This window comes from Pseudomonas sp. dw_358 (assembly GCF_018449655.1).
Lineage (GTDB): Bacteria > Pseudomonadota > Gammaproteobacteria > Pseudomonadales > Pseudomonadaceae > Aquipseudomonas.
This window is the reverse complement of record NZ_JAAVUX010000018.1, coordinates 80,767-104,654: the sequence shown is the minus strand read 5'-3', so window position 1 is coordinate 104,654 and position 23,888 is coordinate 80,767. Positions and strand designations below refer to the sequence as shown.

Here is a 23,888-nt window from a genome sequence, read left to right as displayed (position 1 = left end):
CTTAGAGGGGGACAAGAGGGTTACTGCGCCTGCGCCAGTCGTGCGCTGGTGTTGAAGCTGGGGTCGAAACCCTTGGAGACGTCCACGGGTTTGTCGAGGATGCCTTCGGACAGGTACAGGTCGGCCGTCTTCTGCAGGCCCTGGATGACGCTGTTGTCGATCTCGACCCGCTCCAGGTGGGTGTTTCTAGCGGCGGCGAGCTGGACGTCCAGGGGCAGGCCGGTGACCTTGGCCATGGCCGTGGCGTATTCGGTGGGGTGGTTGTTGACCCATTGCCAGGCGCGGTCGACCCGCGCGACGAAGTCATCCAATTGCACCCGCTTGTTGGCGATGGCCTGGCTGGTGGCGGCCATGTACAGGTGGTTGCTCAGCAGTTTCTCGCCGCTGATCAGCACCCGCTCTTCGCCTTGGGCGGTGGCCACGGTGGTGTAGGGGTCCCAGGTGGACCAGGCGTCGACGCGGCCACTCTCCAGGACCATGCGCGACTCGCTGGGCATCAGGTAGGTGAAGCTGACATCCTTGCCGGTCAAGCCTTGCTCGTGCAGGGCCTTGATCACCAGCAGGTGGCCGATGGAGCCTTTGGTGGTGACGATGCGTTTACCCTTGAGGTCGCTGACCTGGTTGATCGGCGAGTCCTTGGGCACGAGGATGGCGGTGGTGAGACGGCCTTGCAGGTGGGTGATGCTGATCACCTTGAGTGGCGCGCCGGCGCCCAGGGCGAAGACGTAGGGGCCGTCACCCAGGCCGCCGACATCCACCGCGCCGGCGTTGAGGGCTTCGCCCAGAGGGGCGGCTGCCGGAAACTCGGAGAAATCGAGGGTGTAGGGCACGTGTTCCAGCTCGCCGGACACTTGCAGCAGCACCTTGAGCGCGGACTTCTGGTTGGCAACCTTGAGCGGTGCGAGGTCGGCGGCCTCGGCGGTCACGGTCAGGCCGACGAACAGCAGGGCTGCGCTGGAGAGCGCGGCGCAGAGAAGGCGGGGCAGCGACATGGTTTGAGGTCCAAAAACAGGGGGAAAGCGGGGGCAGCAAGCGCCCCCGTAGCGCGGAGCGTGATCAGGCCACTTGTGCCTGACGCTGGGCCACCAGCTGGCGTGTCAGCGGGATCAGCGTGCGGCCATAGTCGATGGCGTCTTCCAAGGGGTCGAAGCCGCGGATCAGGAACGTGGTGATGCCCAGGTCGTAGTAGTCCAGCAGGGCATCGGCCACTTGCTCGGGGGTGCCCACCAGCGAGGTCGAGTTGCCTTGGGCGCCCAGCAGGCCGGCGATGCCGGTCCACAGGCGCTTGTCCAGGCGCGAACCTTTGGCTGCCGCCGCCAACAGCCGGCGCGAGCCTTCGTTTGGCGGTTCACGACGCACAAAGCCGCGCTGTTCGGCGAGCTCCGTAGCCTTGGCCAGGATGCGTTCGGCGCGGGCCCAGGCTTTTTCTTCGGTTTGCGCCAGGATCGGCCGCAGCGACAGGCTGAAACGCACAGTACGCCCGTGTTTGGCGGCTTCGGCGCGGACCTGGGTGACCACCTCTTTGACTTGTTCATAGGTCTCGCCCCACAGCGCGTAGACGTCGGCGTGTTTGCCGGCGACGGCGATGGCTTCAGCGGAGGAACCGCCGAAATACAACGGGATGGGCTTCGCCGGTTTGACCAGCGATTGGGCGCCTTCGAACTGATAGTAGGCGCCCTTGAAGTCGAACGGCTTGTCGCTGGTCCACTCCTGGCGCACCACGGTGAGGTATTCGTCGGTGCGGGCGTAGCGTTCTTCCTTGTTCAGGTAGCTGCCGTCGCCGCGCAGTTCCGTGTCGTCGCCGCCGGTGATGATGTGCACCGCCGTGCGGCCGCCGTTGAAGGTGTCGAGGGTAGCGAACTGACGGGCGGCCAGGGTCGGCGCGACAAAGCCGGGACGGTGGGCGATGAGAAATTGCAGCTTCTTGGTGACGCTGGCGGCATGGGAGGCGATCAACGTGCTGTCCGGGCTGTTGGAGTGAAACGCTACCAGCGCTCGGTCGAAGCCGGCTTCCTCATGAGCCTTGGCGACCTTCTCGACGTACTCCGGTTGCAGCACCGGGCCTTGGGCGGGGTGGATTTCCGAGGCGTGATGGCCGGCGATGTAACCGATGAATTCGATGCTCATGACAGATGTCCTTATGGCGTACGGGTGGGCCGGCCGCCATCCCGAGTGGCGCGGCCGTCATGGGAGACGAACATAAAGCGCAGTCACGGGGCTGTGAAATTCGATTTTTGCATAACCTAATTATTAAATGATTCGCATATTAGGATATGACGAAAATGAATTTAGAGAATATACGGTCTAGCGGTAAGGTTATAAGCATCTGTCTAAATCAAAAAAACACTTATAACCATACGCTGACTACCCAGGAAGAGTACCGATGGCCGGTTCCGTCACACAGAGTTTATCCCGTCGCACCTTGCTGGGCTTGGGGGCGGTCGCCCTGGCCAGCCCACTGCTGTTGTCGCTGCCGCGCAATGTCTGGGCCGCCGAGGCATCGGACAGCATGGCTGGCATGCCCGGCATGAGCCCGCTGGAAGGCGAGCCCAAGGGCACCGGTGAGTTCATCAAGCTGGACGCCCCGTACAAACTGAAACTGGCCATCAACCTCAACGCCGTGTGCCTGGCCCCGGTGGTCATCGCCCAGGGCCAGGGCTTCTTTACCAAGCACAACCTGGATGTGGAGTTCGTCAATTTCGGCAACTCCACCGACGTGCTGCTTGAAGCCATCGCCACCGGCAAGGCCGACGCCGGCATCGGCATGGCCCTGCGCTGGCTCAAGGCCCTGGAGCAGGGCTTCGACGTCAAGCTCACCGCCGGCACCCACGGCGGCTGCATGCGCCTGCTGGCGGCCAGCAACAGTTCGATCAGCACGCTGGAAGACCTCAAGGGCAAGACCATCGGCGTCACCGACATGGCCGCCCCCGACCGCAACTTCTTCTCCATCCTGCTCAAGAAGCACGGCGTCGACCCGGTGCGCGAAGTGGAATGGAAACTGTACCCGGCCGACCTGTTGAGCACCGCGCTGGACAAGGGCGAGGTGCAAGCCATCAGTGGCGCCGACCCGTTCATGTATCGGCTGATCAACGCTGGCCAGGCGCGCGAGCTGTCCAGCAACCTGGCGGACGAATATGCACACCTGTCCTGCTGCGTGGTGGGCGCCACGGGCAAGCTGGTGCGCGACAACCCCAAGGCCGTGGCCGCGCTGACCCAGGCCATCCTCGAAGCCCACGACTACGCTGCCCATCACCCGGATCAGGTGGCCAGAGGTTTCCAGCAGTTTGCCCTGAACACCAACGCCGCCGAAGTGGAGGCCATCCTGCATTCCCACACCCATGGCCACCATGCGGTGGGCGAGGCGCTGACCCAAGAGATTGTCACCTACGTCAGCGACCTGAAAACCGTCGAGGTGTTCGACGCCAGCACTGACCCGCTGCAGTTTTCCAGGGAGATTACCGCCGATGTCTTCAGTTGAATCGAGCAAGGCCTGGCCGATTACACCGGCCACCACCGCACGCGTCGGGTTCAAGCCGGCCGTGGCCGTGATCGCCTGGCTGGCCGCGGCGCTGCTGACCCGCTTCTATCCCGACGCCGCCCGGCACTGGCCGCTGACCGAGGGCCTGGCCAATGCCGAGCTGGCGCTGGCGCTGGTCATCGGTGCTCTGGCCCTGCTGGCGCCGCGTTCGCCACGCTTGCTGCGACGCTTGCGGTATCTGTCGCCGTGGCTGCTGGCGCTGGCGGTGTTGCTCAGCCTCTGGGAGCTGCTGACCGCCAAGCTGGGCCTGTTGCCGGTGCCGTTCTTTGCGCCGCCCCAGGCGTTGATTGCGGTGTACGTGCACGACTGGCCGCGGCTGCTGGACAGTCTCTGGCACTCGGCGTTGTTGCTGGGCAGTGGCGTGGCCCTGGGCGCGGTGTGCGGGTTTATCGCTGGCGTGTCCATTGGCTGGTCCAGCGCCATCGGTTACTGGTTGCACCCAGTGCTGCGCATCCTGGGGCCTGTGCCGTCCACGGCCTTGCTGCCGCTGTGCTTCTTCCTGTTTCCCAGCAGTTGGAGTGCCAGCGTCTTTCTGATTGCCCTGGCGACCTGGTTCCCGGTCACGGTGCTGACCTGGTCGGGGGTGGCCGGGGTCGACAAAGCCTACTATGACGTGGCCCGCACCTTGGGTGCCAAGCAGGGCTTTCTGATTTTCCGGGTGGCGATTCCCGCCGCATTGCCCCATGTCTTCGTCGGCCTGTTCATGGGCCTGGGGGCGTCGTTCTCGACCTTGGTGGTGGCGGAAATGATGGGGGTCAAATCAGGCATCGGCTGGTACCTGCAATGGGCCCAGGGCTGGGCCGCCTATTCGAATATGTATGCCGCGTTGCTGCTCATGGCCTTGGCTTGTTCAGGGCTGATCTCGGCGCTGTTCAAAATACGTGACCGGCTCTTGGCCTGGCAGAAAGGAGCGGTGAAGTGGTAGCGCTGAAGAAAACCGAGCTAGCCGGCCTGGCCCTGAGCATCGAGGGGTTGAGCCATGCGTTTCATCTGGACGACACACCGTTGCCGGTACTGGACAACGTCAGCCTCGACGTCGCCCCCGGCGAGTTCGTCGCCTTGCTCGGACCCTCCGGCTGCGGCAAGTCGACCCTGCTGCGGCTGGTGGCCGGGCTGGAGCCTGCCGATCATGGCGCCTTGCACGGCGACGGCGCGCCGATCACCGGGCCGGACCCCAGCCGCGTGGTGGTGTTCCAGGACCCGACGCTGTACCCCTGGCGCCGCGTGTGGGACAACGTCGCGCTCGGCCTGCAAGCCCAGGGGCTGCTCAAGACCCAGCGGCCCAAGGTGGATGCGGCGCTGGCCAAGGTCCACCTCAGCGAATTCGCCCGCGCCTGGCCGCGCCAGCTCTCGGGCGGCATGGCGCAACGGGTAGCGCTGGCGCGGGCGCTGGTCAACGAGCCACGCCTGCTGATTCTCGATGAACCGCTGGGCAAGTTGGACTCCCTGACCCGCATCGCCATGCAGAAGGAACTGACCGAGTTGTGGCAGCGCCAGGGTTACACGGCCTTGTTGGTGACCCATGATGTGGAGGAGGCCTTGTTGCTGGCCAACCGGATTATTGTTTTCAGCGAACGACCGGCCCGGATCAAGGCGCAGATTGTGGTGGAGCGTGGCTATCCGCGGCGGCGCGATGATCCATATCTGGTGGGCTTGCGGGGAGAGATTCTGGGGTTGTTGGGGTTGGGGGATTGAGGTGCTTTCTGCATCGCTCTCCCACTCCCGCGCTGCTCCAGGCGGCTTGCTGAGGGCGCGGACCATCAAGATCACAAGCAGATCAAAAGCCAGAGCCAAAGCAACAGCCAGAGCCAGAGCCAGAGCCAGAGCAACAGCGTTGCCGCGACCTCAGCCACGATCCGCTGTTGATCTGGCTTTTGATCTTGATTGTCCGCGCCCTCAGCAGGCCGAACGGAACAGCGCGGGAGTGGGGGAGCGAGGCAGGAAGCCGAGCTAGCGCCGTAGGCCATGGATGGCCGTACGGCGCGACCCCACGGAGCGCTGTGGAGTGAGGGAACCCGGAGCGAAGCGCAGGGCCAATGCGGGCGCGGAGGCCTTTTGCTTCCTTTTGGGCCTTTCCAAAAGGGAGTCGCCGTAAGGGCGAAAAGGTGAGTCTGCACCACTGCGTAAAACGGATTCGCTCACTTGAATTCGGGTCGCCATGACGATCTCAGAGTTGCTACTGAAATGCGGCTGGCTTATCCGGCATCTCCAGAGTGACCGAAGGCCCCTTTCGCTTTTACAGCGACTCCCTTTTGGAAAGGCCGGAGTGCCGGCCCAGCCAAAAGGAAGCAAAAGGCCTCCGCACCCGCATTGGCCCTACGCTGCGCTACGGGTTCCCTCCTTGCGCATCGCTCCGTGGGGGTCGCGCTGTACGGCCATCCATGGCCTACAGCGCTAGCTCGGCTTCCTGCCTCGCTCCCCCCACTCCCGCGCTGCTCCAGTCGGCCTGCTGAGGGCGCGGACCGTCAAGATCACAAGCAGATCAAAAGCCAGAGCCAAAGCAACAGCCAAAGCAACAGCCAGAGCAGCAGCAACAACAACAGCACCCCCACGCGCCCCGGGGCGCTGTGGAGTGAGGGAACCTGGAGCGTAGCGCAGGGCCAATACGGGCGCGGAGGCCTTTTGTTTCCTTTTGGCTGGGCCCGCACTCCGGCCCTTCCAGATGGGAGTCGCGGTAAGGATGAAACGGTGACTGCACACCGCCGCGTAAAATGAATTGGCTCACTGGGATTCGGGTCGCCATGACGATCTCGGAGTGGCGACTGAAATCTCCCCGATCCCCCTGTTCAAGGCCGCTGAATTCCTCCCACCGCCACATGAATCAAATACAACGAAGTATTGGCCGTAATAAACAACTGATTCCTGCGAGGCCCGCCAAAGGTCAGATTCGCCACCTTCTCCGGCAAGCGAATCTTGCCCAGCAAAATCCCCTCCGGCGAAAACACCTGAATCCCGTCCCCGGCGCTGGTCCACACATTGCCCATCTCGTCCACCCGCAAACCATCGGGAATCCCTGGCTCGATCTCGGCAAACACCCGCGAGGCGCCGAGCCGGCAGTGGTCCACCACTTCCATGGCGCGGATATGGTGAGGCCCGTCGGGCCGGTGGCTGCGGGCCGAGTCGGCGATGTACAGGGTGCGGCCATCGGGGGAGAAGGCCAGGCCATTGGGTTGGACGAAGTCGGCAGCCATGCAGGCCAGTTCGCGGGTCAGCGGGTCGACCCGGTAGACGTTGCGTGTCTCCTGCTCCGGTGTCGCCTTGAAGCCTTCGTAGTCACTGAGAATGCCGTAGGTCGGGTCGGTGAACCACACGCCGCCGTCGCGGTGCACCACCACGTCGTTGGGCGAGTTGAGGCGGCGGCCGTTGAACTGGTCGGCCAGCACAGTAAGGCTGCCGTCCGGCTCGGTGCGGGTGACGCGGCGGGTGCCGTGTTCGCAGGTGATCAGCCGGCCTTGCAGGTCGCGGGTGTTGCCATTGGCGAAGTTCGACTGGCTGCGAAAGGTGGTCACGCCGCCGTCCGGGGTCCAGCGCAGGATGCGCTGGTTGGGGATGTCGCTCCACAGCAGGTAACCGCCGTCGTTGAACCACACCGGCCCCTCGGCCCAGCGGCAGCCGCTGTACAGGCGCTCGAGTTGGGTGTTGGGCAGCACCAGGCTGTGAAAGCGCGGGTCGATGAATTCGTAGAAGTCGTCGGATACCAGCGGCTCTCGATGCAAAAAGCCATTCATGGGCGGGCTCCCTTGCGGCCACTCATGGCGGTGATCACGGCGATGATGATGACCCCGGTGAGAATCAGGCGCACCCCGGCACTGGCACCAAAACTGTTGAGCATGCTCACCAGCAGATAGAGAAACAGCGCCGCGCCCCACAGGCCCGGAATATTGGAAAAACCACCGGCCACTGAAGTGCCGCCGATCACCACCACGGCGATGGAAGCGAGCAGGTATTCGTCCCCCATGCTCAACGACGCGCCGCCGGAGAACCCCGCCAGTAGCAGGCCGCAGACGCTGGCGAACACGGCGCTGAGCACGTAGGTGGCAAAGCGCACCCGGCCCACCCGCACCCCGGCCAGTTCGGCGGCGCGTGGGTTCTGGCCCACGGCCAAAGTCCAACGCCCGTACAGGGTACGGCTCAGCACGTAGCCCATCAGCAGCGCCAGCAACATGACCGCCAGCGCCACGTAGGGAATACCCAGCACCCGGCCGGTGGCGAAGGCGTAGAAATCCTCCGGCGGCTGGATGCGCACGCTGCGGCCGTAGGCGATGGCCATCGACTGCAGCAGGAAACTGGCCGACAGCGTGGCGATGATCGGCGGAATGCGCAGCAGGCGGATCAAGGCATAATTCAGGCAGCCGATGAGCACCCCGGCGCCGAGCACCCCCAGCACGCCGAGCCAGATCAGGCCGTTCTGGCTGTCCATCAGCTTCATGGCGATGGCGCCGGTGAGGGCGACGTTGGCCGGGATCGACAGGTCGATGTTGCCAGGTCCCGTGCTGATCACGAACAGTTGGCCGATGCCGACGATGACGAAGAACGCCGAGAACGCCAGCGCTGCGGTCAGTAAAGAGCCGGCACCCACGCCCTGGCTGGCCACCAGGCTGGCGATGAAGATCAGCCCGGCGGCCACGTAGGACCACAACCAGGGTTTGCTTTTTACACTGTGCAGACTTAGGTTCATGGCTGACGCACCTCCAGGCGGTTGACGAAGGCTCGCAGGGCCAACACCAGAATCAAGATGGCGCCCTGGGCACCGATCTGCCAGTCCGGCGAAATGCGGATGAAGGACAACAGCGAGCCGGCCAGCACCAACGTCAGAGCGCCAAGTACGGCGCCGATGGGCGATACCCGGCCGCCGACGAATTCACCACCGCCCAGGATCACCCCGGCAATCGAAAGCAAGGTATAGCGCAAGGCGACATTGGCGTCGGCGGAGGTGGTCAGGCCCACCAGAAACAGCCCAGACAGCACGCCGAAACCGCCGGCCATGGCGTACAGGGTGACCTTGATGCGCAGCAGCGACCAGCCGGCCTTGGCAATCGCCAGCGGATTGCCGCCCGCGCCGCGCAGCACCACGCCCAGGGTCGAGCGCATGAGAAAGGCGTGCACCGCCAGCGCCAGCACTACGCAGACCACCACGGCGAAGGGCAACCAAGGCGTCTTGATTCGCACCAAGGTCTGCAACCAGGCCGGCGCGGTACCGCCCGGTGCCGGCAGCAAGAGCACGGCGGCCCCGGTCCAGATGAACGACATGCCCAACGTCACGACGATAGAGGGCAGGTTGCGCGCATGGATCAATGCCCCCAGCAGCGCATACACCAACACGCAGCCCACCAGCGCGAGCACGCCCAGCAGCGGGTGGGTGTCGAGCAGGGTGGCGGCCACGCAAGCGACGAAGCTGATGAAGCTGCCCAACGACAGGTCCAGGTCGTTGACCGTGATAATCAGCATCTGGGCGATGGTGGCGAGGGCAATCGGCACCGCCAGGTTGAGCATCAGGTTCATGCCCATGTAGCTCATGGCCCGCGGCTGCATGATGAAAATGCTGCCCAGGAGCACCACCAACGACAGCGCCGGCAGAGCACTGCGCAACAGACGCGCGCGATGGCCGGCGGGGGCCTTGGCGGCCGTGGGCAAGGGCGCGGCCACCGGCTTGCTGTGGGTCAGGTTCAGGGATGTGGGCAGGTTCATGCGCTCTCCTCGGCAAAGGAGCCGCGCAGGATGCGCTCCTCGCTCAGTTCGTCGCGGGGCAGGTCGACCACGGCCTGGCCGTCGCGGAACACATAAATGTGGTCGCAGTAGTCGAGCTCTTCAAGCTCCGTGGTGTACCAGATGAAGGTGCGGCCACGGGCGGCTTCTTCGAGAATGATCGAATACACCTCGCGCTTGGTGCCCACGTCCACGCCGCGCATGGGGTCGTCCATCAGGATCACGTCGCTGGACGAACCCAGGGCCCGGGCAAACAGGGCTTTTTGCTGATTGCCGCCCGAAAGCGACAGAATGCCGTTGGACATGTCCGGGGTGCGGATGGCCATGCGCTGCTGCCATTGCGCGGCCATGGCCGCGCTCGCGCCGGGGTTGATCAGGCTGCCGCGCTTGAGCTGGCTCAGAGAGCTGATGGTGATGTTTTCGGCGATGGACCACAGCGGGAACACTCCGTCGGTCTGCCGGTCGCCCGCCACCAGTGCGGCGCCGGTGCCGGCCTTGATGCGCTGGCGCAACACCTGGGTCAACAGCTGGCTCTGACCGTGGCCGGCGAGCCCTGCCAGGCCGACGATTTCGCCGCGATGGGCGACCACCGAACGGCCGTCACGCTGGGCAGCGGGTCGCTGGTCGATCACCGGGCTGCCGTGTGCGCGTTTGGAAGCAAAGCCGCCGGCCTGCTGGCTGGCACCCTTGGCCGCGCTGCCCATGCTTTCCACCAAGGTCGCGTGGGTGAAGCCGCTGGCGGCGCGAGTGTCCACCACGCGGCCATCGCGCATCACGGCGATACGGTCACAGGTGGCGAGCATCTCGCCGAGAATGTGGCTGATCAGGATGATGCTGCCACCGCTTGCGACGAAGCGCCGGACGAAGGCCAGCAACTGCCCGGCCACCCGCGAGTCCAGGGAGGAGGTGGGCTCGTCGAGGATGACCAGCGCCACCTGTTCATTGACCTGGCAAAAGGCCCGGGCGATTTCCACCATCTGCCGTTTGCCGATGGGCAGGTCGGCGACTACGTCCTCGGCGGCGATGCCGTGGCCGGGAAAGATCTCGTCCAGGCTCGCCTCGATCAAGGCACGGGCCTTGCGCCGCCAGCCGAAGCCGCGCACCGACGGGCACATTAACCGGGTATTTTCCGCCACGGTGAGATTGGGGCACAGCGACAGTTCCTGAAACACGCAGCGGATGCCGCACTGACGCGCCTGCTGCACGCCGTAGTCGCCGCGCCGGTCGGCACCGCCGATCCACAGGGCGCCGCAGTCGGCGGCCAGGGTGCCGGCCAAGACCTGCATCAAGGTGGATTTGCCGGCGCCGTTGTGGCCGATCAGGCCCAGGCATTCACCGGGCTGGACACACAGTTCGACGTCGTTCAGCGCACGGACGGCGCCAAAGGATTTGCCGGTCCCCTTGAAGGTGACCAAGGGGGTTGAATCAATCAGGGGGGTTGCTGAAGCAAACATGCACGCCTCCTCCTGGCCGCGCCCGCTGGCACGGCCCGGTGCGGGTTTATCGAGCGGCCGTGGCCTGCAGTTTGGCAACGTCGTCGACGCTGTAGACCTGGCTGACGATGCCACCTTTTTCCACGCCCTTGAGCGAGGATTCCAGGCTGTCCTGAGTCACGCTTACGGCAGGCGAGGTCAGGTCATGGGGCATCTGCTTGCCATCAAGCAACTGTTGCGCGACCCAGAAGGCCAGGCTGGAGATGCTGGGTGCGCTGGAGATGGAAAAGCTCTGGTAGCCGGTGGCGTCTTTCTGCTTCTTCCACCACGACAGTTCTTCTTCGCGGTTGCCGAAGATGATGGTCGGGGTCGGCCGGCCCGCCGCCGTGAAGGCCTGGGCGGCGCCGTAGCCGTCGTCGCCCTGGGTTACCACGGCGTCGATTTTCGGCAGGCTGGGCAGCACGCCGGCCACGGCTTTCTGGGCGGCGGTCTGGGACCAGTTGCCATTCACCGAGCCGACGATTTTCAGGTTGGGGTGCTTCTGCGCCCCGGCTTCGATCCCGGAGTGGATCAGCTCGTCCACCGAAACCCCGGCCAGTCCGCGCACCTCGAGGACGTTGGCGCCGGTGGGGTATTTTTTCGCCAGAAAATCCATCTGGTCCACGCCGCTTTGCTTGAAGTCCATGGAGATGCGGTAGGCGCAGGGCTCGGTGACCACACCGTCAAAGGACACCACGACGATCCCGGCGTCACAGGCCTGCTTCACCGCACCATTGAGGGCGGTGGGGGAGGCGGCGTCGATGACGATGGCGCTGTAGCCTTGCAGGATCAGGTTCTGGATCTGCGCGGCCTGTTCGGTGGCCTGATTTTCCCCGGTGGTGAAGGAGTCGGCGCTGGCGATCACGCCGGTCTTCACCGCTTTGTCCGTGGTCTGCTGCCAACTGGTCAGCATGTTCTGGCGCCAGGCGTTGCCGGCGTAGTTGTTGGACAGCGCAATGGTTTTGTCGGTGGTGGCCGCGTGGGCCGCGATGACAGGCGCGAGGAGCAAGGCACTGGATAGCAGGACACACCGCAATGGGTGACGTTTCATGGCAAGACCCTTGTTATTGTTGTGGGCTTTCATCGTCCACTCCCTTGGGGGAGTTGGCCGTACGGCATGAGTGACCAGTCTGCGCCGCGCCGACGGCCGGCGTCTTGGGCGTTCGGCGCAGATCGCCTGCGGGATCCCGCACACCGGTGGCGTTTCCGTGCACTGCTGCCACGCGGCCGTGGCAAATGTTTGCAGAGCGCGTATCGTGATCGCATAACGACAAATAGCAGGCACCATCGTGCAACGACCCCTGATCCAGGCCGAGAGCGTGTTGCATCACTTTCTCGGCATTTCCAGAGCCCTGGCCGGGCAGTTGGACTTCCAGTCGATGATCGACGCGGTGTCCGAGGAAATCCGCCACATCCTGCCCCACGATCACCTCGACGTGAGCTTGTTGTTGCTGGACGGCGAAAATCACCTGCAAGCCTATGAAAGCGGTGTGCACACCGCGTGGGGCGATTTCGTCTACCACCCGCTGCCGATTGTCGAAAGCCCGATCCGCACGCTGTTGCTGGGCGAGGTGCCGTACCTGCTCAGTGACGACGCCACCTGCGACCCGCGCTTTCAGTTCCCCAGCGCCTTCAACCAGCCGATCTTCGACGCCAACCTGCGCAGCCGGCTGCACGTGCCGTTGCGCGCCCAGGGTCTGATCATCGGCGCGTTGAGCTGCTCCAAGCACACCACCTGTTTCTACACCGAGGACGACGTGCGCCACACCCAGCACGTCGCCGACCTGTTGGCCTCCTATGTCTACGCCCTGCGCCAGACCGATCAGGCGAAGAAGCTGGAAATTGCCCAGGCGCAGATCCGTGCCCGGGAGGAGGGCCTGCGGCTGGGGGCACTGCGCCTGACCGAGGAGCTGGAAAACGAACGCCAGCGCATCGGCATGGATTTGCATGACCAGACCCTGGCCGACATGACCCGCCTGCATCGCCGCCTCGGTCGTCTGCAGTTGCACGAGTCGCTGCCCGGCAGCGATCTGCTGCCCATCAGCCAGGCCTTGCAGGAGAGTATGCAGGAGCTGCGCGGCATCATCGATGCGGTCAAGCCGACGGTGCTGCAGCTGTTCGGTTTCGAGGAAGGGCTGGAGGACCTGCTCCTGCGCAGTGTGCGCAACAGCGGCCTGCACATTGCCACGCACTTGCATGACCTCACCGACGGCGAGGCCAACTGCTTGGCCGAGCCGCAGAAAATTGCGCTGTTTCGCATCGTCCAGGAGGCGGTCAATAACGCCATCAAACATGCCTGCCCCGAGACCATCGACATCCACCTTGATTGCCAGGACGGCCAATTGGCCCTGACCATTGTCGACGATGGCCTCGGGCTGGACGACGAAGACCGGCGCAACAGCGGCGGCATTCAGAACATGCAAGTGCGCGCCCAGCTGTTGGGTGCTCAGGTACGGATCGACAGCGGCCCGCAGGGTAAGGGCACGCAGGTGCATGTGAGCCTGCCGATGCCGGCGGTGCTGTTGACGGAGGAAGCGTGAATGGACGTGCTGCTGGTGGAAGATGACCCGGTGCACCGGGTGTTTCTCAAGGAAGTGATCGAGCAGGCGCTGCCGGAATGCTCGCGCCTGTTCGAGGCCGAGGACGGCGTCAGCGGCGAGCGCCTGGCCCACGAACATCGGGTGGCGTCGGTGGTGATGGACTTGCAGATGCCCCGGCGCACCGGGGTGGAGGCGGCGCGGACCATCTGGAAAGAGCGGCCCGAGACCTCGATCCTGTTCTGGTCCAACTACGCCGATGAAGCTTACGTACGAGGCATCTCGCGCATCGTTCCCGAAGGCGCGGCCTACGGCTACATTCTCAAGACCGCCTCCGAGGAGCGCCTGCGCCTGGCCTTGCGCAGCCTGTTCATCGAGCAGCAATGCGTGATCGACCGGGAGATTCGTGGCGTGCAGCAAAAGGCTCAGGACCACCTGCTGGGCCTGAGCGACACCGAATATGAAGTGCTCCAGGACATTGCCCTCGGCCTGACCGATCGCAGCATCGCCCAACGCCGCAATCTGTCGCTGCGCAGCGTGCAGAACCGCTTGCAGCAGTTGTATGAAAAGCTGGGGGTGTATCAGCCGGATGTCTCGGGGGAACGTAGCTCTGCCTTCAACCTGCGTTCACGCGCGGTCAATGTGGCGCTGCTGCGCAAGGTGCTCAACCGCACGGCGCTGGAGCAAGCCGAGAGCGAGTTGCAGGAATGGTTGCGGGATCCGCGGTACCGCGTGGGCTGACAGAAAGTTCTGTAGGGCGTTCGTGTTCGTGCCGACGATTGCGGCCGCACAGCACGTGCCGGGCAAGGTGCGCCGCTCCATCGAACGCTGTGCAAGCGCTGGCGGGCACACCCGGCTGGGACACGGGTCAAACCGCTTCGGCCACTTCTTCTTCCAGCCGCGGGGTGAACACGGCAGGATGCAGCGCCCTGGGCCGCACGGCCTCGGGCAGCATGACGGTGGACGACCACCTGGCGACACCGCCGCCCTCGAGGCTGGCACCGAGGATGACCACTTCGACCAAAAACGCCTGGCTGTCAGACAGATTCAGCGGGTGGGCGAACAGCGCGGTGTCACCGGGCACCAGGGTCATGGCGTAGTCTTCATCGGCCTGGCTCGGCCACAAGGTCGGCAGGTGGCTGGCGCTGGTGCGGGAAGGTTGCAGGACAAACTTCTGCAGGCGCATGCGTTGTTGCAGGGGCTGGGTGTCGTGGGACACGGGGCTGATGCGGATGCTGATGTCTTGAATCCACAAACGGTCACGCGAGCTCTGATGCAGCCCGACCCTTGCACACAAATAGTCGCGCTCATCGGCGCACTTCACGCGTGCCAGGTCCACGGAGACTTTCAGTTGCGGGGCGTAGGCGTTCTTCCAGTTTCGACCGAGATACAGGCCAGCAGCAATCACGAGCCCGATTGCGATATTGATGATCATATAGTCCATGTGTGACGCACCTTTAGCGAGCTGGAGATCAGGCCGTACGACATGGAATGCTATGAACAAACCGGCACCTGGCTGGGAGTAGCCTTCACGGTAATGCGAGGCTGGACCGGCTTCGTTGCAGAAGCTACTTGAGCATAGGATCGGTTAGGAAAAGCACAAGGGTGTTTTGAAAATTTTCTTACGAGGGCGGGAACGAGTTTCTTGAATGTTGTCTAAAGCGCCGGTCTTGCGCTCTCGGGACCAATTGTGGGGTTGAGCGCGCGCTGATGAGAGCCGGCGGTGATGAAAGTCCTGCAAGCACACGAGGGTGCTCAGACTTGAAGTACCACTTCTGGCCGATTTAAAGGTTGCCTGCAAGAACTTAGGCTGGCACTGCCTCCGGTGGGAGCAAGGCTCGTCTGCGATGGCATCAACGCGCAAGACCGACATACCTTGTTGCCTGCGGTGCAGGCAACAAGTTTCTACTGTCCTTTGCGGTGATGCTATCGCGCCCAAGGACTGGTCCCACAGGTGGACTTCGAAGAGGCGATCAACCGTTCAGTCTTGCTGAGTTTGCCTCTGACTTCGACCACACCTCAATTCTGCACCGCCTGCACCGACCCGCCATCCACCCGAATGTTGCTGCCGTTGATGAACGACCCGCGTTCCGACACCAACAATGCAATGGCGGCTGCCACTTCTTCAACCGTGCCCCGGCGTTTCTGTACGATGCCCGGCCGTTCTTCATCGAGAAAGCTCTTCACCGCCTCATCGAAGGACACGCCTTTTTCCTCGGCACGTTTTTTCATCATGCCGTCGGTCATGCCGCTTTCGATGAAGGCCGGGGCCACGGTGTTGCAGAGCACGCCATGGGCGGCTTCTTTGTACGACAGGTTCTTGACGAAGGCGGCGAGGGCGGCCTTGGCCACGTTGTAGACAGCTTCTTCCCAGTACGGTTGTACGGCGTTTTCAGACGTGATACCGACAAACCGCCCCCACTTGCGGCTGCGCATGGCCGGAATAGTGGCGCGGGCCACGCGCACGGCGGAGAAGAAGTCAGTGCTCCAGGCTTTCTGGTAGTCCTCATCCGAGAGCTCCAGGGGGTCGCCTTTGGCCCCGGTGACACCGGCGGTGTGAACGACGATGTCGATCTTGCCAAAGCGCGCTTCACCCTGCTTGACCAGATGATCGATCTGCGCCTGCTGGGTCATGTCGGCGACCAGCAGCAGCGGTTCGCCTGGCAGCACTGCAGCGGCTTTTTCCAGCGTGGCCTGATCAAGGTCGCTGAGGACCAGATGCACACCTTCCTCACTGAGCAGCTTGGCGGTGGCCAGGCCCATGCCGCCGCTGGCACCGGTGATCAGCGCCACGCGCCCTTTGATTCCCAGATCCATAAAACACCTCGTTGATTAGTGAATATCGCGGGCGAAGTCCAGCATCAGCTTCGCCAGTGCCTGGGGCGTTTGCAGGGGCATCAAGTGCCCGGCCCCGGGGATGATTTTCAATTGGCTGTTGGTGAACGGCGCCAGCGTCGTACGCCGCTGCTCTTCGCTGCCTGGCACCTGTTGGTCATCGGCGCCGCACACCAGCAAGACCGGCAGATCCTGCGGCGCGATCCGCTGGCTCCAGTCTTCGCGACTGCCATGGGCGACCCAGGCGCGCCAGGCTTCGAGGTTGAGGCGCTGGGCGTCGGCGATGGCGACCTCGCGTATCGCGTCGGGCAGGCGATGGGCACTGGCCTGGTCGACGAATGCCTCGGCTTCGGCGCGGGTCTTGCCGTAGCTGAGTTGCTGCGCGCGCTCATCGTCGGTCATGGGCTGGGGGCTCGGTGGCGAGGGGCCAACCAGCACCAGCCCGGCCAAATAGTCCGGCCGACGCGCGGCCAGCACCACGGCCACCTTGCCGGTCATGGAGTGCCCGACCAGAATGCACCGCGTGATGCCCAGGCCACGAATGGTCGCGTCCACCTGATCAGCCATGGCGCTGACGTCATAGCCGCCCTCGGCACCGGCAGCATCACCGAAACCGGGGGTGTTCAATGCCACGCACTGATGGCTGTGGTCCAGATACGGCAAGGTCGGAAACCAGGTGCGGTGCGAGCCGCCGAGAAAGTGCATGAGCACAAATGTGGGCGAGCCTTGGCCTTGTTGGCTATGGGGCAGCATGGGCGTCTCCGAGCAGGTTCAGGGCAGGGTGTTGCCGCCGGTGACACCGAACACTTCGCCGGTGATATAGCTCGATTCCTGGCTGGCCAGCAGCACGTAGATCGGCGCGCATTCGGCGGGTTGGCCAGGGCGGCCGTAAGGCGTTTCCGAACCGAAGGCCGGGATCTTGTCCTGTGGCTGGCCACCGCTGGGTTGCAACGGCGTCCAGAACGGCCCCGGTGCCACGGCGTTGACCCGGATGCCCTTGCCGATCACCTGTTTGGACAAGGCCTTGGTGAAGGCGACGATGGCCGACTTGGTGGGGGCGTAGTCGAGCAGGGTTTCGGACGGCTGGTAGGCCTGGATCGAAGCCGTGTTGATGATGGTTGCGCCAGGTGGCAACAGCGGCAGGGCAGCCTTGCAGATCCAGAACAGCGCGGTGACGTTGGTGCGAAAGGTCAGCTCGAACTGCTCGGTGGTCAGGTCGGCGATGTCTTTCTGGGCGGTCTGTTTGCCGGCCACGTTGGTCACGATGTCCAGGCCACCCAATGCTTCGGCGGCTTGCTTGACCAAGGCTTGGCAGAAAGCTTCGCTGGTGATGTCGCCGGGAATGGCCACCGCCTTGCGCCCGGCCGCTTCGATCAGCGCCACCACTTCGCGGGCGTCGGCTTCTTCCGAAGGCAGGTAGTTCAGGGCGATGTCCGCCCCTTCGCGGGCAAAGGCAATGGCGGCCGCGCGTCCGATGCCGGAGTCGGCACCGGTAATCAGCGCCTTGCGCCCGGCCAGGCGGCCGAAACCTTTGTAGCTGGTCTCGCCGTGGTCAGCCTTGGGTTGCAGTTCATGGACAGTGCCGGGAGCCGTTTGTGGCTGTTTCGGGAATTCGGGTTGTGGGTACTGGGTCAGGGGGTTCTGCAGGGTGTATTGGTTTTCGGTCGCCATGGTGGCTGCTCCTGTCAGGATGAATGAGTCCTAATTGGGAGGCAGCAGGGCGCTTGAACGTTCATTTTGATTTACAGAGCGGTCTTTCCACGCTGCAGGACCGAGCAAGCAAGGTCCTGCAGGCAGCAGTCATTCGGGCGAAGCGCAACCGTGCCCAAGGGCCGGCGCAGTCAACGCACCGAAGCCACCTCCGGCCCCGGCACCTGCCACCCCCCACCCAGTGCCTTGTAGATCGCCACAATCCCGCGATACAGGTCGGTCTCGCCCTGGGCCTGGGCGTCTTCGGCGCTCAGGCGTTCACGTTCGGCGTCCAGCAGCACCAGGTAATCGGTGGTGCCTTCACGGTACTGGATCGAGGCCAGGCTGGCGGCGGCGCGGCTGGATTCGCTTTGTTTGATCAGCGAGACCAGCCGTTGTTGGCGCTTGCCGTAGTCGCTGAACGCATTTTCCGATTCTTCCAGCGCCAGCAGCACGTGCTGCTCGTAGTTGGCCAGCGCGCCTTCGGCCTGGGCATTGGCACCACGCAAGCGTGCGCGCACGCTGCCCATGTCGAAGGCCGGCCAGGTGATGCTCGGGCCCAGACCCCAGGCCGACGCGGCGCCGGAGCCGATCTGCGAGCCGCGGGCGGCGGTGAAGCCGAGGAAGCCGCTGAGGCTGACCCGCGGGAACAGGTCGGCGGTGGCCACCCCGACATTGGCCGTGGCCGCCGCCAGTTGCCGCTCGGCGCTGCGCACGTCGGGGCGGCGGCGCAGCAGCTCGCCCGGATCGCCAATGGGCAAGGCCTTGGAGATGGCCGGCAGCTGACGTGGGCTCAAGTCCACGGTCATCTGTTCCGGCCGCTGGCCGAGCAAGGTGGCGATACGGTTGCGCTCGCGCACCTGGTCAGCTTGCAGCTGGGGCACCGTGGCTTCGACAGCGGCCAGGCGCGCATCGGCGCGGACCACGTCCAGCTCGTTGCCCACCCCGTTATCCCGCAGGCTGACGGTGATGGCCCGCGAGTCCTGCTGGTTCTTCAGGTTGTCCAGGGCGATCTTCTCGCGCAATTGCGCGCCGCGCAGCTGGCCGTAAGCGTCCACCAGTTCGGCGATCATGCTGACCTGCAATTGATGGAGGTCTTCGCGGGTGGCATCCCGTTGCGCCTTGCTGGCTTCCAGCTCGCGCTGGATACGGCCGAACAAGTCGATCTCCCAGGCCATGTCCAGGCCCAGGTCATAGCGCTCGACCCGGACCCGGCTGTCGGTCTGGCCGGGCTGCTGGGCGCGACCGTTTTCGCTGCTGGCGCGGCTGGTGACCACCGGCCGGGCGTCGTTGGCCACGTCGTCGACGATGGCCCGCGAGGCTTTCAGGCGGGCGAAGGCCACCTGCAGGTCACGGTTGCCTTGCAGGGCCGTGGTGACCAATTGGTTGAGGGTCGGGTCATCGAACTGCTGCCACCAGACGGCATCGAACTGGCTGCGGTCGTAATGGGCCTGGTGGGTATCGTTGGCCTGGTCCAACGTGGCGGCGGCGGTGGCCGGGGCCTTGTAGTCCGGCCCTACGGCGCAGGCGGCGAGGGCCAACACCAACAGGCTCGGCATGAACAGCTTCAGGTGTTTCATCAATGAGCCTCCACAGCAGGCGTGGCACGGTGCAGCGTGCGAGCAGCCTTGCGCGCCTCGCTGCGTTCGACATGACGGCGGATCAGCACAAAGAACACCGGCGTCAACAACAGGCCGAAGAAGGTCACCCCGAGCATCCCGGAGAACACCGCCACACCCATGGCGTGACGCATTTCCGCGCCGGCGCCCGTGGAGGTGACCAAGGGCACCACCCCCATGATGAAGGCGAACGAGGTCATCAGGATCGGCCTTAGCCGCAGCCGGCAGGCTTCCAGCACGGCGGCGAGGGGATCGAGGCCTTCCTGTTGCTTGTCCTTGGCGAACTCGACGATCAGGATCGCGTTCTTGCACGCCAGGCCCACCAGTACGATCAGGCCGATCTGGGTGAAGATGTTGTTGTCGCTGCCCGACAGGATCACCCCGGTAATGGCCGACAACAGGGTCATGGGCACGATCAGGATCACCGCCAGCGGCAAACTCCAGCTTTCGTATTGCGCCGCCAGCACCAGAAAGGCCAGCAGCACGCACAGCGGGAATACCAGCAGCGCGGTATTGCCCGAGAGGATCTGCTGGTAGGTGATCTCGGTCCACTCATAGGTCATGCCATTGGGCAACTCGGCCGCGAGCAGTTTCTCCACCGCTGCCTGGGCCTGGCCGGAGCTGTAACCGGGCGCAGCCGCGCCATTGATTTCGGCGGTGACGAAACCGTTGTAGTGCATCACCCGGTCCGGCCCCGAGGTGGGGGTGACCTTGATCAGCGTGGCCAGCGGGATCATCTCGCCGCGATCGTTGCGCACTTTCAACTGGCCGATCTGGTCCGGCTCGAGGCGAAATTGCTGTTCGGCCTGGACGTTGACTTGGTAGGTACGGCCAAAACGGTTGAAGTCATTGGCGTACAGCGAGCCCAGGTAGACCTGCAACGTGTCGAAAATGTCGCTGATGGGCACGCCCAGGGTCTTGGCTTTTTCCCGGTCGATATTGGCCTCCACCTGAGGCACGTTCACCGTGTAGCTGGTGAACAGCCCGGCCAGTTCCGGCACGCTGCGGCTCTTGGCGATGATGTTCTGGGTCTGCTTGTACAGCTCGTCATAGCCCAGGTTGCCACGGTCCTCGACCTGCAGGCGGAACCCGCCGATGGTGCCCAGGCCTTGCACCGGTGGCGGTGGAAAGATCGCCATGTAGGCGTCCTGGATATTGGCGAACTGGCCGTTCAACGCACCGGCAATCGCACCTGCCGACAGGCTCGGGTCCTTGCGTTCATCAAATGGCTTGAGGGTGACGAACACCACGCCATTGTTGGGGCTGTTGGTAAACCCGTTGATGGACAGGCCCGGGAAGGCCACGGCGCTTTCGACGCCCGGTTGCTTGAGGGCGTAGTCGGACATGCGCTTGATCACATCCTCGGTGCGGTCCAGGCTGGCGGCGTCCGGCAACTGGGCGAAGGCCACCAGGTATTGCTTGTCCTGGGCCGGCACGAAGCCGGTGGGCGTGCTGGCGAAGCCGAAATACGTCAGCACCATGAACCCCGCGTAGAGCACCAGCGCAATACCGCTGCCGCGGATGACCCGCGCCACGGTGCGTACATAACCGTTGCTGGCCTTGACGAAAAAGCGGTTGAACGGACGGAACAGCCAGCCACCCAGCAGCCGGTCAAGCACCTTGGAAAAACGATCCTTGGGCGCGCCATGGGGCAACAGCAATACGGCGGCCAGGGCCGGCGACAGGGTCAGCGAGTTGAACGCCGAGATCACCGTAGAGATGGCAATGGTCAGGGCGAACTGCTTGTAGAACTGTCCGGTGAGGCCGGAGATGAAGGCGGCCGGCACAAACACGGCACACAGCACCAACGCTGTGGCAATGATCGGGCCGGTCACTTCCCGCATGGCCCGCTCGGTGGCGGCCACCGGTTGCAGGCCCAGTTCGATGTTGCGCTCGACGTTTTCCACCACGACGATGGCGTCGTCCACCACGATGCCGATCGCCAGCACCAGGCCGAACAGTGACAGGGCATTGAGGGAAAAGCCGAACAGGTGCATCACGGCAAAGGTGCCGATCAGCGACACCGGTACCGCCACCAATGGAATGATCGAGGCGCGCCAGGTCTGCAGGAACAGAATCACCACCAGCACCACCAGCACCAGCGCTTCGAACAGGGTGTGCACCACGGCCTCGATGGAGCCACGGACGAAGATGGTCGGGTCGTAGACGACGCTGTAGTCCATGCCTTCGGGGAAGCTCTTCTTCAGCTCGGCCATCTTGGCCCGCACTTCATTGGAGATCTGGATGGCGTTGGAGCCTGGGCGCTGGAAGATCGGGATGGCCACCGCCGGCTGGTTGTTGAGCAGCGAGCGCAGGGCGTATTGGTTGGAGCCCAGTTCGATGCGGGCGATGTCCTTGAGGCGGGTGATCTCGCCGTCCGGGCCGCTGCGCACGATGATGTTCTGGAACTCTTCCTCGCTGACCAGACGGCCCTGGGTGTTGATGGACATCTGGAAGCTGGTGGCGTTGGGCGAGGGCGGTGCGCCCAGTTGCCCGGCGGCGACCTGGCGGTTTTGCTCGCGAATGGCGGTCACTACATCGGTGGCGGTGAGATTGCGCGAGGCGGTCTTGTTCGGGTCCAGCCAGACCCGCAGCGAGTAGTCGCCCATGCCGAACAACTGCACGTCACCCACACCGCCCAGCCGCGCCAGTTCATCCTTGATGTTGAGGATGGCGTAGTTGGACAGGTAGAGCATGTCGTAGCGTTTGTCCGGGGAGGTCAGGTGCACCACCATGGTCAGGTCGGGAGAGGCCTTGTCCACGGTGATGCCGATACGGGTGACTTCCTCCGGCAGCTTGGGCTCGGTGCGGGTCACGCGGTTCTGTACCTGTACCTGCGCGTTGTCCAGGTCGGTGCCCAAGGCGAAGGTGATGGTCAGGGTCAGCTTGCCATCGGCAGTGGATTGCGAGGACATGTAGAGCATGTTCTCGACGCCGGTGATGGCCTGTTCCAGAGGCGCGGCCACGGTTTCGCCGATGACCTTGGGGTTGGCGCCGGGAAAGTTGGCGCGCACCACCACTGTGGGCGGGACCACTTCGGGGTATTCGCTGATGGGCAGCTGGAACAGCGAGATGGCGCCGGCGATCAGGATCAGCAGCGACAGCACGGCGGCGAAGATCGGGCGCTTGATAAAGAATTGCGAGAAGTTCATCGGTTCAGTCCTTTAATCGCGCGCGGTCGCGACGCCGTCGGCCTTGACGGCCGGCGCATCCTTGACGGGTAGCAGGTTGTTGGCTTGCAGCGCCTGGCGTTGTTCAGCCAGGGCGGCGAGGGTGGCGGGGTTGGCCATGTCGGTGCTTTGCGGGTCGACCTGGGCACCGGGACGGACCCGTTGCAGGCCGTTGACGACGATGGTGTCGTCCTTGCTCAGGCCGCTGCGCACAATGCGCAGGCCTTCGAGCTTGGGCCCCAGGTCGACGTTGCGATAGACCGCCTTGTTATCCTTGTCCATCACCAGCACGAACTTCTTGCCCAGGTCCGTGCCCACGGCTTCGTCCTTGATCAGCACGGCCGAATAGGTGGCGCTGCCCACCAGCTTCAGGCGCGCATACAGCCCGGGGGTGTAGCGCCCGTCGCTGTTGTCGAATACCGCACGGCCACGGATGGTCCCGGTCTTGGGATTGACCTGGTTGTCGACGAAGTTCATCTGGCCCAGGTGCTTGTCATCGTCTTCGTTGGACAGGCCCATGTACACTGGGGTGGTCTGGCCACGCTGGCCGTCGCGGGCCAGTTGGTTGTACTTGAGGAACACGCGCTCGTCGGCGTCGAAGTAGGCGTAGACCTTGTCGGTGGAGACCACCGAGGTCAACGGCGTGGTGTCGGCACTGACGATGTTGCCGGCGGTGATTTCGGCGCGGCCGACGCGCCCGGAAATCGGCGCGGTGACATGGGTGAAGCTCAGGTTGAGGCGGGCCAGGTCCAGCTGTGCCTGAATCGCGGCGACGCCGGCGCGGGCTTCCTGGGCAGTGGTGGTGCGGGTTTCGGCCAGTTCCGCAGAAATGGCGTTGGCGCTGCGCAGGCGTTCACCGCGCTGGGCTTCGCTTTCGGTGCGCACCACAGTGGCCTTGACCTGTTGCAGCTGCGCTTCCAGACGATGGACCTCGGCCTCGAAAGGCCGTGGGTCGATCTGGAACAGCAGGTCGCCTTTTTTCACCAGCGCGCCATCGGTGAAAGCCACCCGGTCGATCTGCCCCGAGACCCGTGGGCGCACTTGTACGGTTTCCGGCGCCTCCAGGCGCCCGGTGAATTCGTCCCATTCAGTAATGGGTTGCTCCAGCACCTTGGCCACACTGACCTTGGGAGCAGGGGGCGCACTGGCCACTGGCGGCGTCTTGCCGCAAGCACTCATGACCACGACCGCGAGCACCGCCAGGGGAAAACGAAAAGACTTTATTGACTGTTCCATGGGCTCGTCCGCCGGTTATCGAGAATGGGCGGATTCTGTGCGCGCGGCTGACCATCGACGAATCGAATGGTTCGAAGATAACTATC

General features: G+C 64.1%; 19 protein-coding genes. 5 read left to right on the top strand and 14 right to left on the bottom strand.

The window, feature by feature from the left end:
* Positions 1-20 precede the first annotated feature (20 nt).
* Together HB675_RS21520 and HB675_RS21515 are read right to left on the bottom strand one after the other, a co-directional pair.
* Positions 21-992 carry an ABC transporter substrate-binding protein gene (locus HB675_RS21520; protein ID WP_213881156.1) on the bottom strand — a complete coding sequence of 324 codons (972 nt, stop codon included), beginning with the start codon at positions 990-992 and terminating at the stop codon, positions 21-23.
* Between the two features lie 64 nt (positions 993-1,056).
* Complete coding sequence (locus HB675_RS21515) at positions 1,057-2,127, bottom strand: LLM class flavin-dependent oxidoreductase (RefSeq protein WP_213881155.1); 1,071 nt, start codon at positions 2,125-2,127, stop codon at positions 1,057-1,059.
* A gap of 256 nt (positions 2,128-2,383) precedes the next feature.
* Between HB675_RS21515 and HB675_RS21510 the strand changes: the two genes are divergently transcribed.
* Genes HB675_RS21510 through HB675_RS21500 form a run of 3 tightly spaced genes read left to right on the top strand, consistent with a single transcriptional unit; the run spans position 2,384 to position 5,233 of the window.
* A complete protein-coding gene (locus HB675_RS21510; RefSeq protein WP_213881154.1) occupies positions 2,384-3,478 on the top strand; it encodes an ABC transporter substrate-binding protein in 1,095 nt (364 codons plus the stop codon).
* Entirely contained in the window at positions 3,465-4,463 is a 999-nt protein-coding gene (locus HB675_RS21505) for an ABC transporter permease subunit (RefSeq protein ID WP_213881153.1), read from the top strand. The genes HB675_RS21510 and HB675_RS21505 overlap by 14 nt, the downstream gene beginning before the upstream one ends.
* Positions 4,457-5,233, top strand: coding sequence for an ATP-binding cassette domain-containing protein (locus tag HB675_RS21500; protein WP_213881152.1), 777 nt, complete (start codon positions 4,457-4,459; stop codon positions 5,231-5,233). The genes HB675_RS21505 and HB675_RS21500 overlap by 7 nt, the downstream gene beginning before the upstream one ends.
* 1,091 nt (positions 5,234-6,324) lie before the next feature.
* Here the strand turns inward: HB675_RS21500 and HB675_RS21495 are convergent.
* The 5 genes from HB675_RS21495 to HB675_RS21475 are packed head-to-tail and all read right to left on the bottom strand — an operon-like array spanning position 6,325 to position 11,800.
* Positions 6,325-7,266 (bottom strand): SMP-30/gluconolactonase/LRE family protein, encoded by a 942-nt coding sequence (locus tag HB675_RS21495; protein WP_213881151.1) that lies wholly within the window; start codon positions 7,264-7,266, stop codon positions 6,325-6,327.
* On the bottom strand, positions 7,263-8,216 hold the full coding sequence (locus tag HB675_RS21490) for an ABC transporter permease (RefSeq protein ID WP_213881150.1): 954 nt from the start codon (positions 8,214-8,216) through the stop codon (positions 7,263-7,265). Before HB675_RS21490 ends, HB675_RS21495 begins: the two co-directional genes overlap by 4 nt.
* The gene (locus HB675_RS21485) at positions 8,213-9,226 is read right to left on the bottom strand and encodes an ABC transporter permease (protein ID WP_213881149.1); all 1,014 of its coding nucleotides are present in this window, start codon (positions 9,224-9,226) and stop codon (positions 8,213-8,215) included. The genes HB675_RS21490 and HB675_RS21485 overlap by 4 nt, the downstream gene beginning before the upstream one ends.
* Complete coding sequence (locus HB675_RS21480; RefSeq protein WP_213881148.1) at positions 9,223-10,698, bottom strand: sugar ABC transporter ATP-binding protein; 1,476 nt, start codon at positions 10,696-10,698, stop codon at positions 9,223-9,225. The genes HB675_RS21485 and HB675_RS21480 overlap by 4 nt, the downstream gene beginning before the upstream one ends.
* 46 nt (positions 10,699-10,744) lie before the next feature.
* Positions 10,745-11,800, bottom strand: a complete 1,056-nt coding sequence (locus HB675_RS21475) for a substrate-binding domain-containing protein (protein ID WP_256737636.1) — start codon at positions 11,798-11,800, stop codon at positions 10,745-10,747.
* Between the two features lie 205 nt (positions 11,801-12,005).
* On the opposite strand from HB675_RS21475, the gene HB675_RS21470 reads away from it, so the two are divergent.
* Complete coding sequence (locus tag HB675_RS21470; RefSeq protein WP_345945789.1) at positions 12,006-13,256, top strand: ATP-binding protein; 1,251 nt, start codon at positions 12,006-12,008, stop codon at positions 13,254-13,256.
* A complete protein-coding gene (locus HB675_RS21465) occupies positions 13,257-13,994 on the top strand; it encodes a response regulator transcription factor (protein WP_213881147.1) in 738 nt (245 codons plus the stop codon). It abuts the gene before it with no gap.
* Positions 13,995-14,121: 127 nt separating this feature from the next.
* Here the strand turns inward: HB675_RS21465 and HB675_RS21460 are convergent, their stop codons facing one another.
* From HB675_RS21460 to mexE, 7 genes are all read right to left on the bottom strand, one after another.
* Positions 14,122-14,697, bottom strand: coding sequence for a hypothetical protein (locus tag HB675_RS21460; RefSeq protein ID WP_213881146.1), 576 nt, complete (start codon positions 14,695-14,697; stop codon positions 14,122-14,124).
* Positions 14,698-15,272: 575 nt separating this feature from the next.
* Positions 15,273-16,070, bottom strand: coding sequence for an SDR family oxidoreductase (locus HB675_RS21455; RefSeq protein WP_213881145.1), 798 nt, complete (start codon positions 16,068-16,070; stop codon positions 15,273-15,275).
* A 15-nt stretch (positions 16,071-16,085) separates the two neighbouring features.
* Positions 16,086-16,841, bottom strand: coding sequence for an alpha/beta hydrolase (locus HB675_RS21450; protein ID WP_213881144.1), 756 nt, complete (start codon positions 16,839-16,841; stop codon positions 16,086-16,088).
* An 18-nt stretch (positions 16,842-16,859) separates the two neighbouring features.
* Positions 16,860-17,759 carry an SDR family oxidoreductase gene (locus HB675_RS21445; protein WP_213881143.1) on the bottom strand — a complete coding sequence of 300 codons (900 nt, stop codon included), beginning with the start codon at positions 17,757-17,759 and terminating at the stop codon, positions 16,860-16,862.
* A 170-nt stretch (positions 17,760-17,929) separates the two neighbouring features.
* Positions 17,930-19,357 (bottom strand): TolC family protein, encoded by a 1,428-nt coding sequence (locus tag HB675_RS21440; RefSeq protein ID WP_213881142.1) that lies wholly within the window; start codon positions 19,355-19,357, stop codon positions 17,930-17,932.
* Positions 19,357-22,548 carry an efflux RND transporter permease subunit gene (locus tag HB675_RS21435; protein WP_213881141.1) on the bottom strand — a complete coding sequence of 1,064 codons (3,192 nt, stop codon included), beginning with the start codon at positions 22,546-22,548 and terminating at the stop codon, positions 19,357-19,359. Before HB675_RS21435 ends, HB675_RS21440 begins: the two co-directional genes overlap by 1 nt.
* Before the next feature lie 12 nt (positions 22,549-22,560).
* Positions 22,561-23,802 (bottom strand): multidrug efflux RND transporter periplasmic adaptor subunit MexE, encoded by a 1,242-nt coding sequence (gene mexE, locus HB675_RS21430; protein ID WP_213881140.1) that lies wholly within the window; start codon positions 23,800-23,802, stop codon positions 22,561-22,563.
* Positions 23,803-23,888: the final 86 nt, after the last annotated feature.

Bases quoted from the DNA above. Each gene is read 5' to 3' on its own strand.
- HB675_RS21505 (WP_213881153.1), top strand. From the start codon at position 3,465: ATGTCTTCAGTTGAATCGAGCAAGGCCTGGCCGATTACACCGGCCACC.
- HB675_RS21485 (WP_213881149.1), bottom strand. From the start codon at position 9,226: ATGAACCTGCCCACATCCCTGAACCTGACCCACAGCAAGCCGGTGGCC.
- HB675_RS21510 (WP_213881154.1), top strand. From the start codon at position 2,384: ATGGCCGGTTCCGTCACACAGAGTTTATCCCGTCGCACCTTGCTGGGC.
- HB675_RS21515 (WP_213881155.1), bottom strand. From the start codon at position 2,127: ATGAGCATCGAATTCATCGGTTACATCGCCGGCCATCACGCCTCGGAA.
- HB675_RS21440 (WP_213881142.1), bottom strand. From the start codon at position 19,357: ATGAAACACCTGAAGCTGTTCATGCCGAGCCTGTTGGTGTTGGCCCTC.
- HB675_RS21475 (WP_256737636.1), bottom strand. From the start codon at position 11,800: ATGAAAGCCCACAACAATAACAAGGGTCTTGCCATGAAACGTCACCCA.
- mexE (WP_213881140.1), bottom strand. From the start codon at position 23,802: ATGGAACAGTCAATAAAGTCTTTTCGTTTTCCCCTGGCGGTGCTCGCG.
- HB675_RS21480 (WP_213881148.1), bottom strand. From the start codon at position 10,698: ATGTTTGCTTCAGCAACCCCCCTGATTGATTCAACCCCCTTGGTCACC.
- HB675_RS21495 (WP_213881151.1), bottom strand. From the start codon at position 7,266: ATGAATGGCTTTTTGCATCGAGAGCCGCTGGTATCCGACGACTTCTAC.
- HB675_RS21520 (WP_213881156.1), bottom strand. From the start codon at position 992: ATGTCGCTGCCCCGCCTTCTCTGCGCCGCGCTCTCCAGCGCAGCCCTG.
- HB675_RS21460 (WP_213881146.1), bottom strand. From the start codon at position 14,697: ATGGACTATATGATCATCAATATCGCAATCGGGCTCGTGATTGCTGCT.
- HB675_RS21435 (WP_213881141.1), bottom strand. From the start codon at position 22,548: ATGAACTTCTCGCAATTCTTTATCAAGCGCCCGATCTTCGCCGCCGTG.
- HB675_RS21465 (WP_213881147.1), top strand. From the start codon at position 13,257: ATGGACGTGCTGCTGGTGGAAGATGACCCGGTGCACCGGGTGTTTCTC.
- HB675_RS21445 (WP_213881143.1), bottom strand. From the start codon at position 17,759: ATGGCGACCGAAAACCAATACACCCTGCAGAACCCCCTGACCCAGTAC.
- HB675_RS21450 (WP_213881144.1), bottom strand. From the start codon at position 16,841: ATGCTGCCCCATAGCCAACAAGGCCAAGGCTCGCCCACATTTGTGCTC.
- HB675_RS21455 (WP_213881145.1), bottom strand. From the start codon at position 16,070: ATGGATCTGGGAATCAAAGGGCGCGTGGCGCTGATCACCGGTGCCAGC.
- HB675_RS21490 (WP_213881150.1), bottom strand. From the start codon at position 8,216: ATGAACCTAAGTCTGCACAGTGTAAAAAGCAAACCCTGGTTGTGGTCC.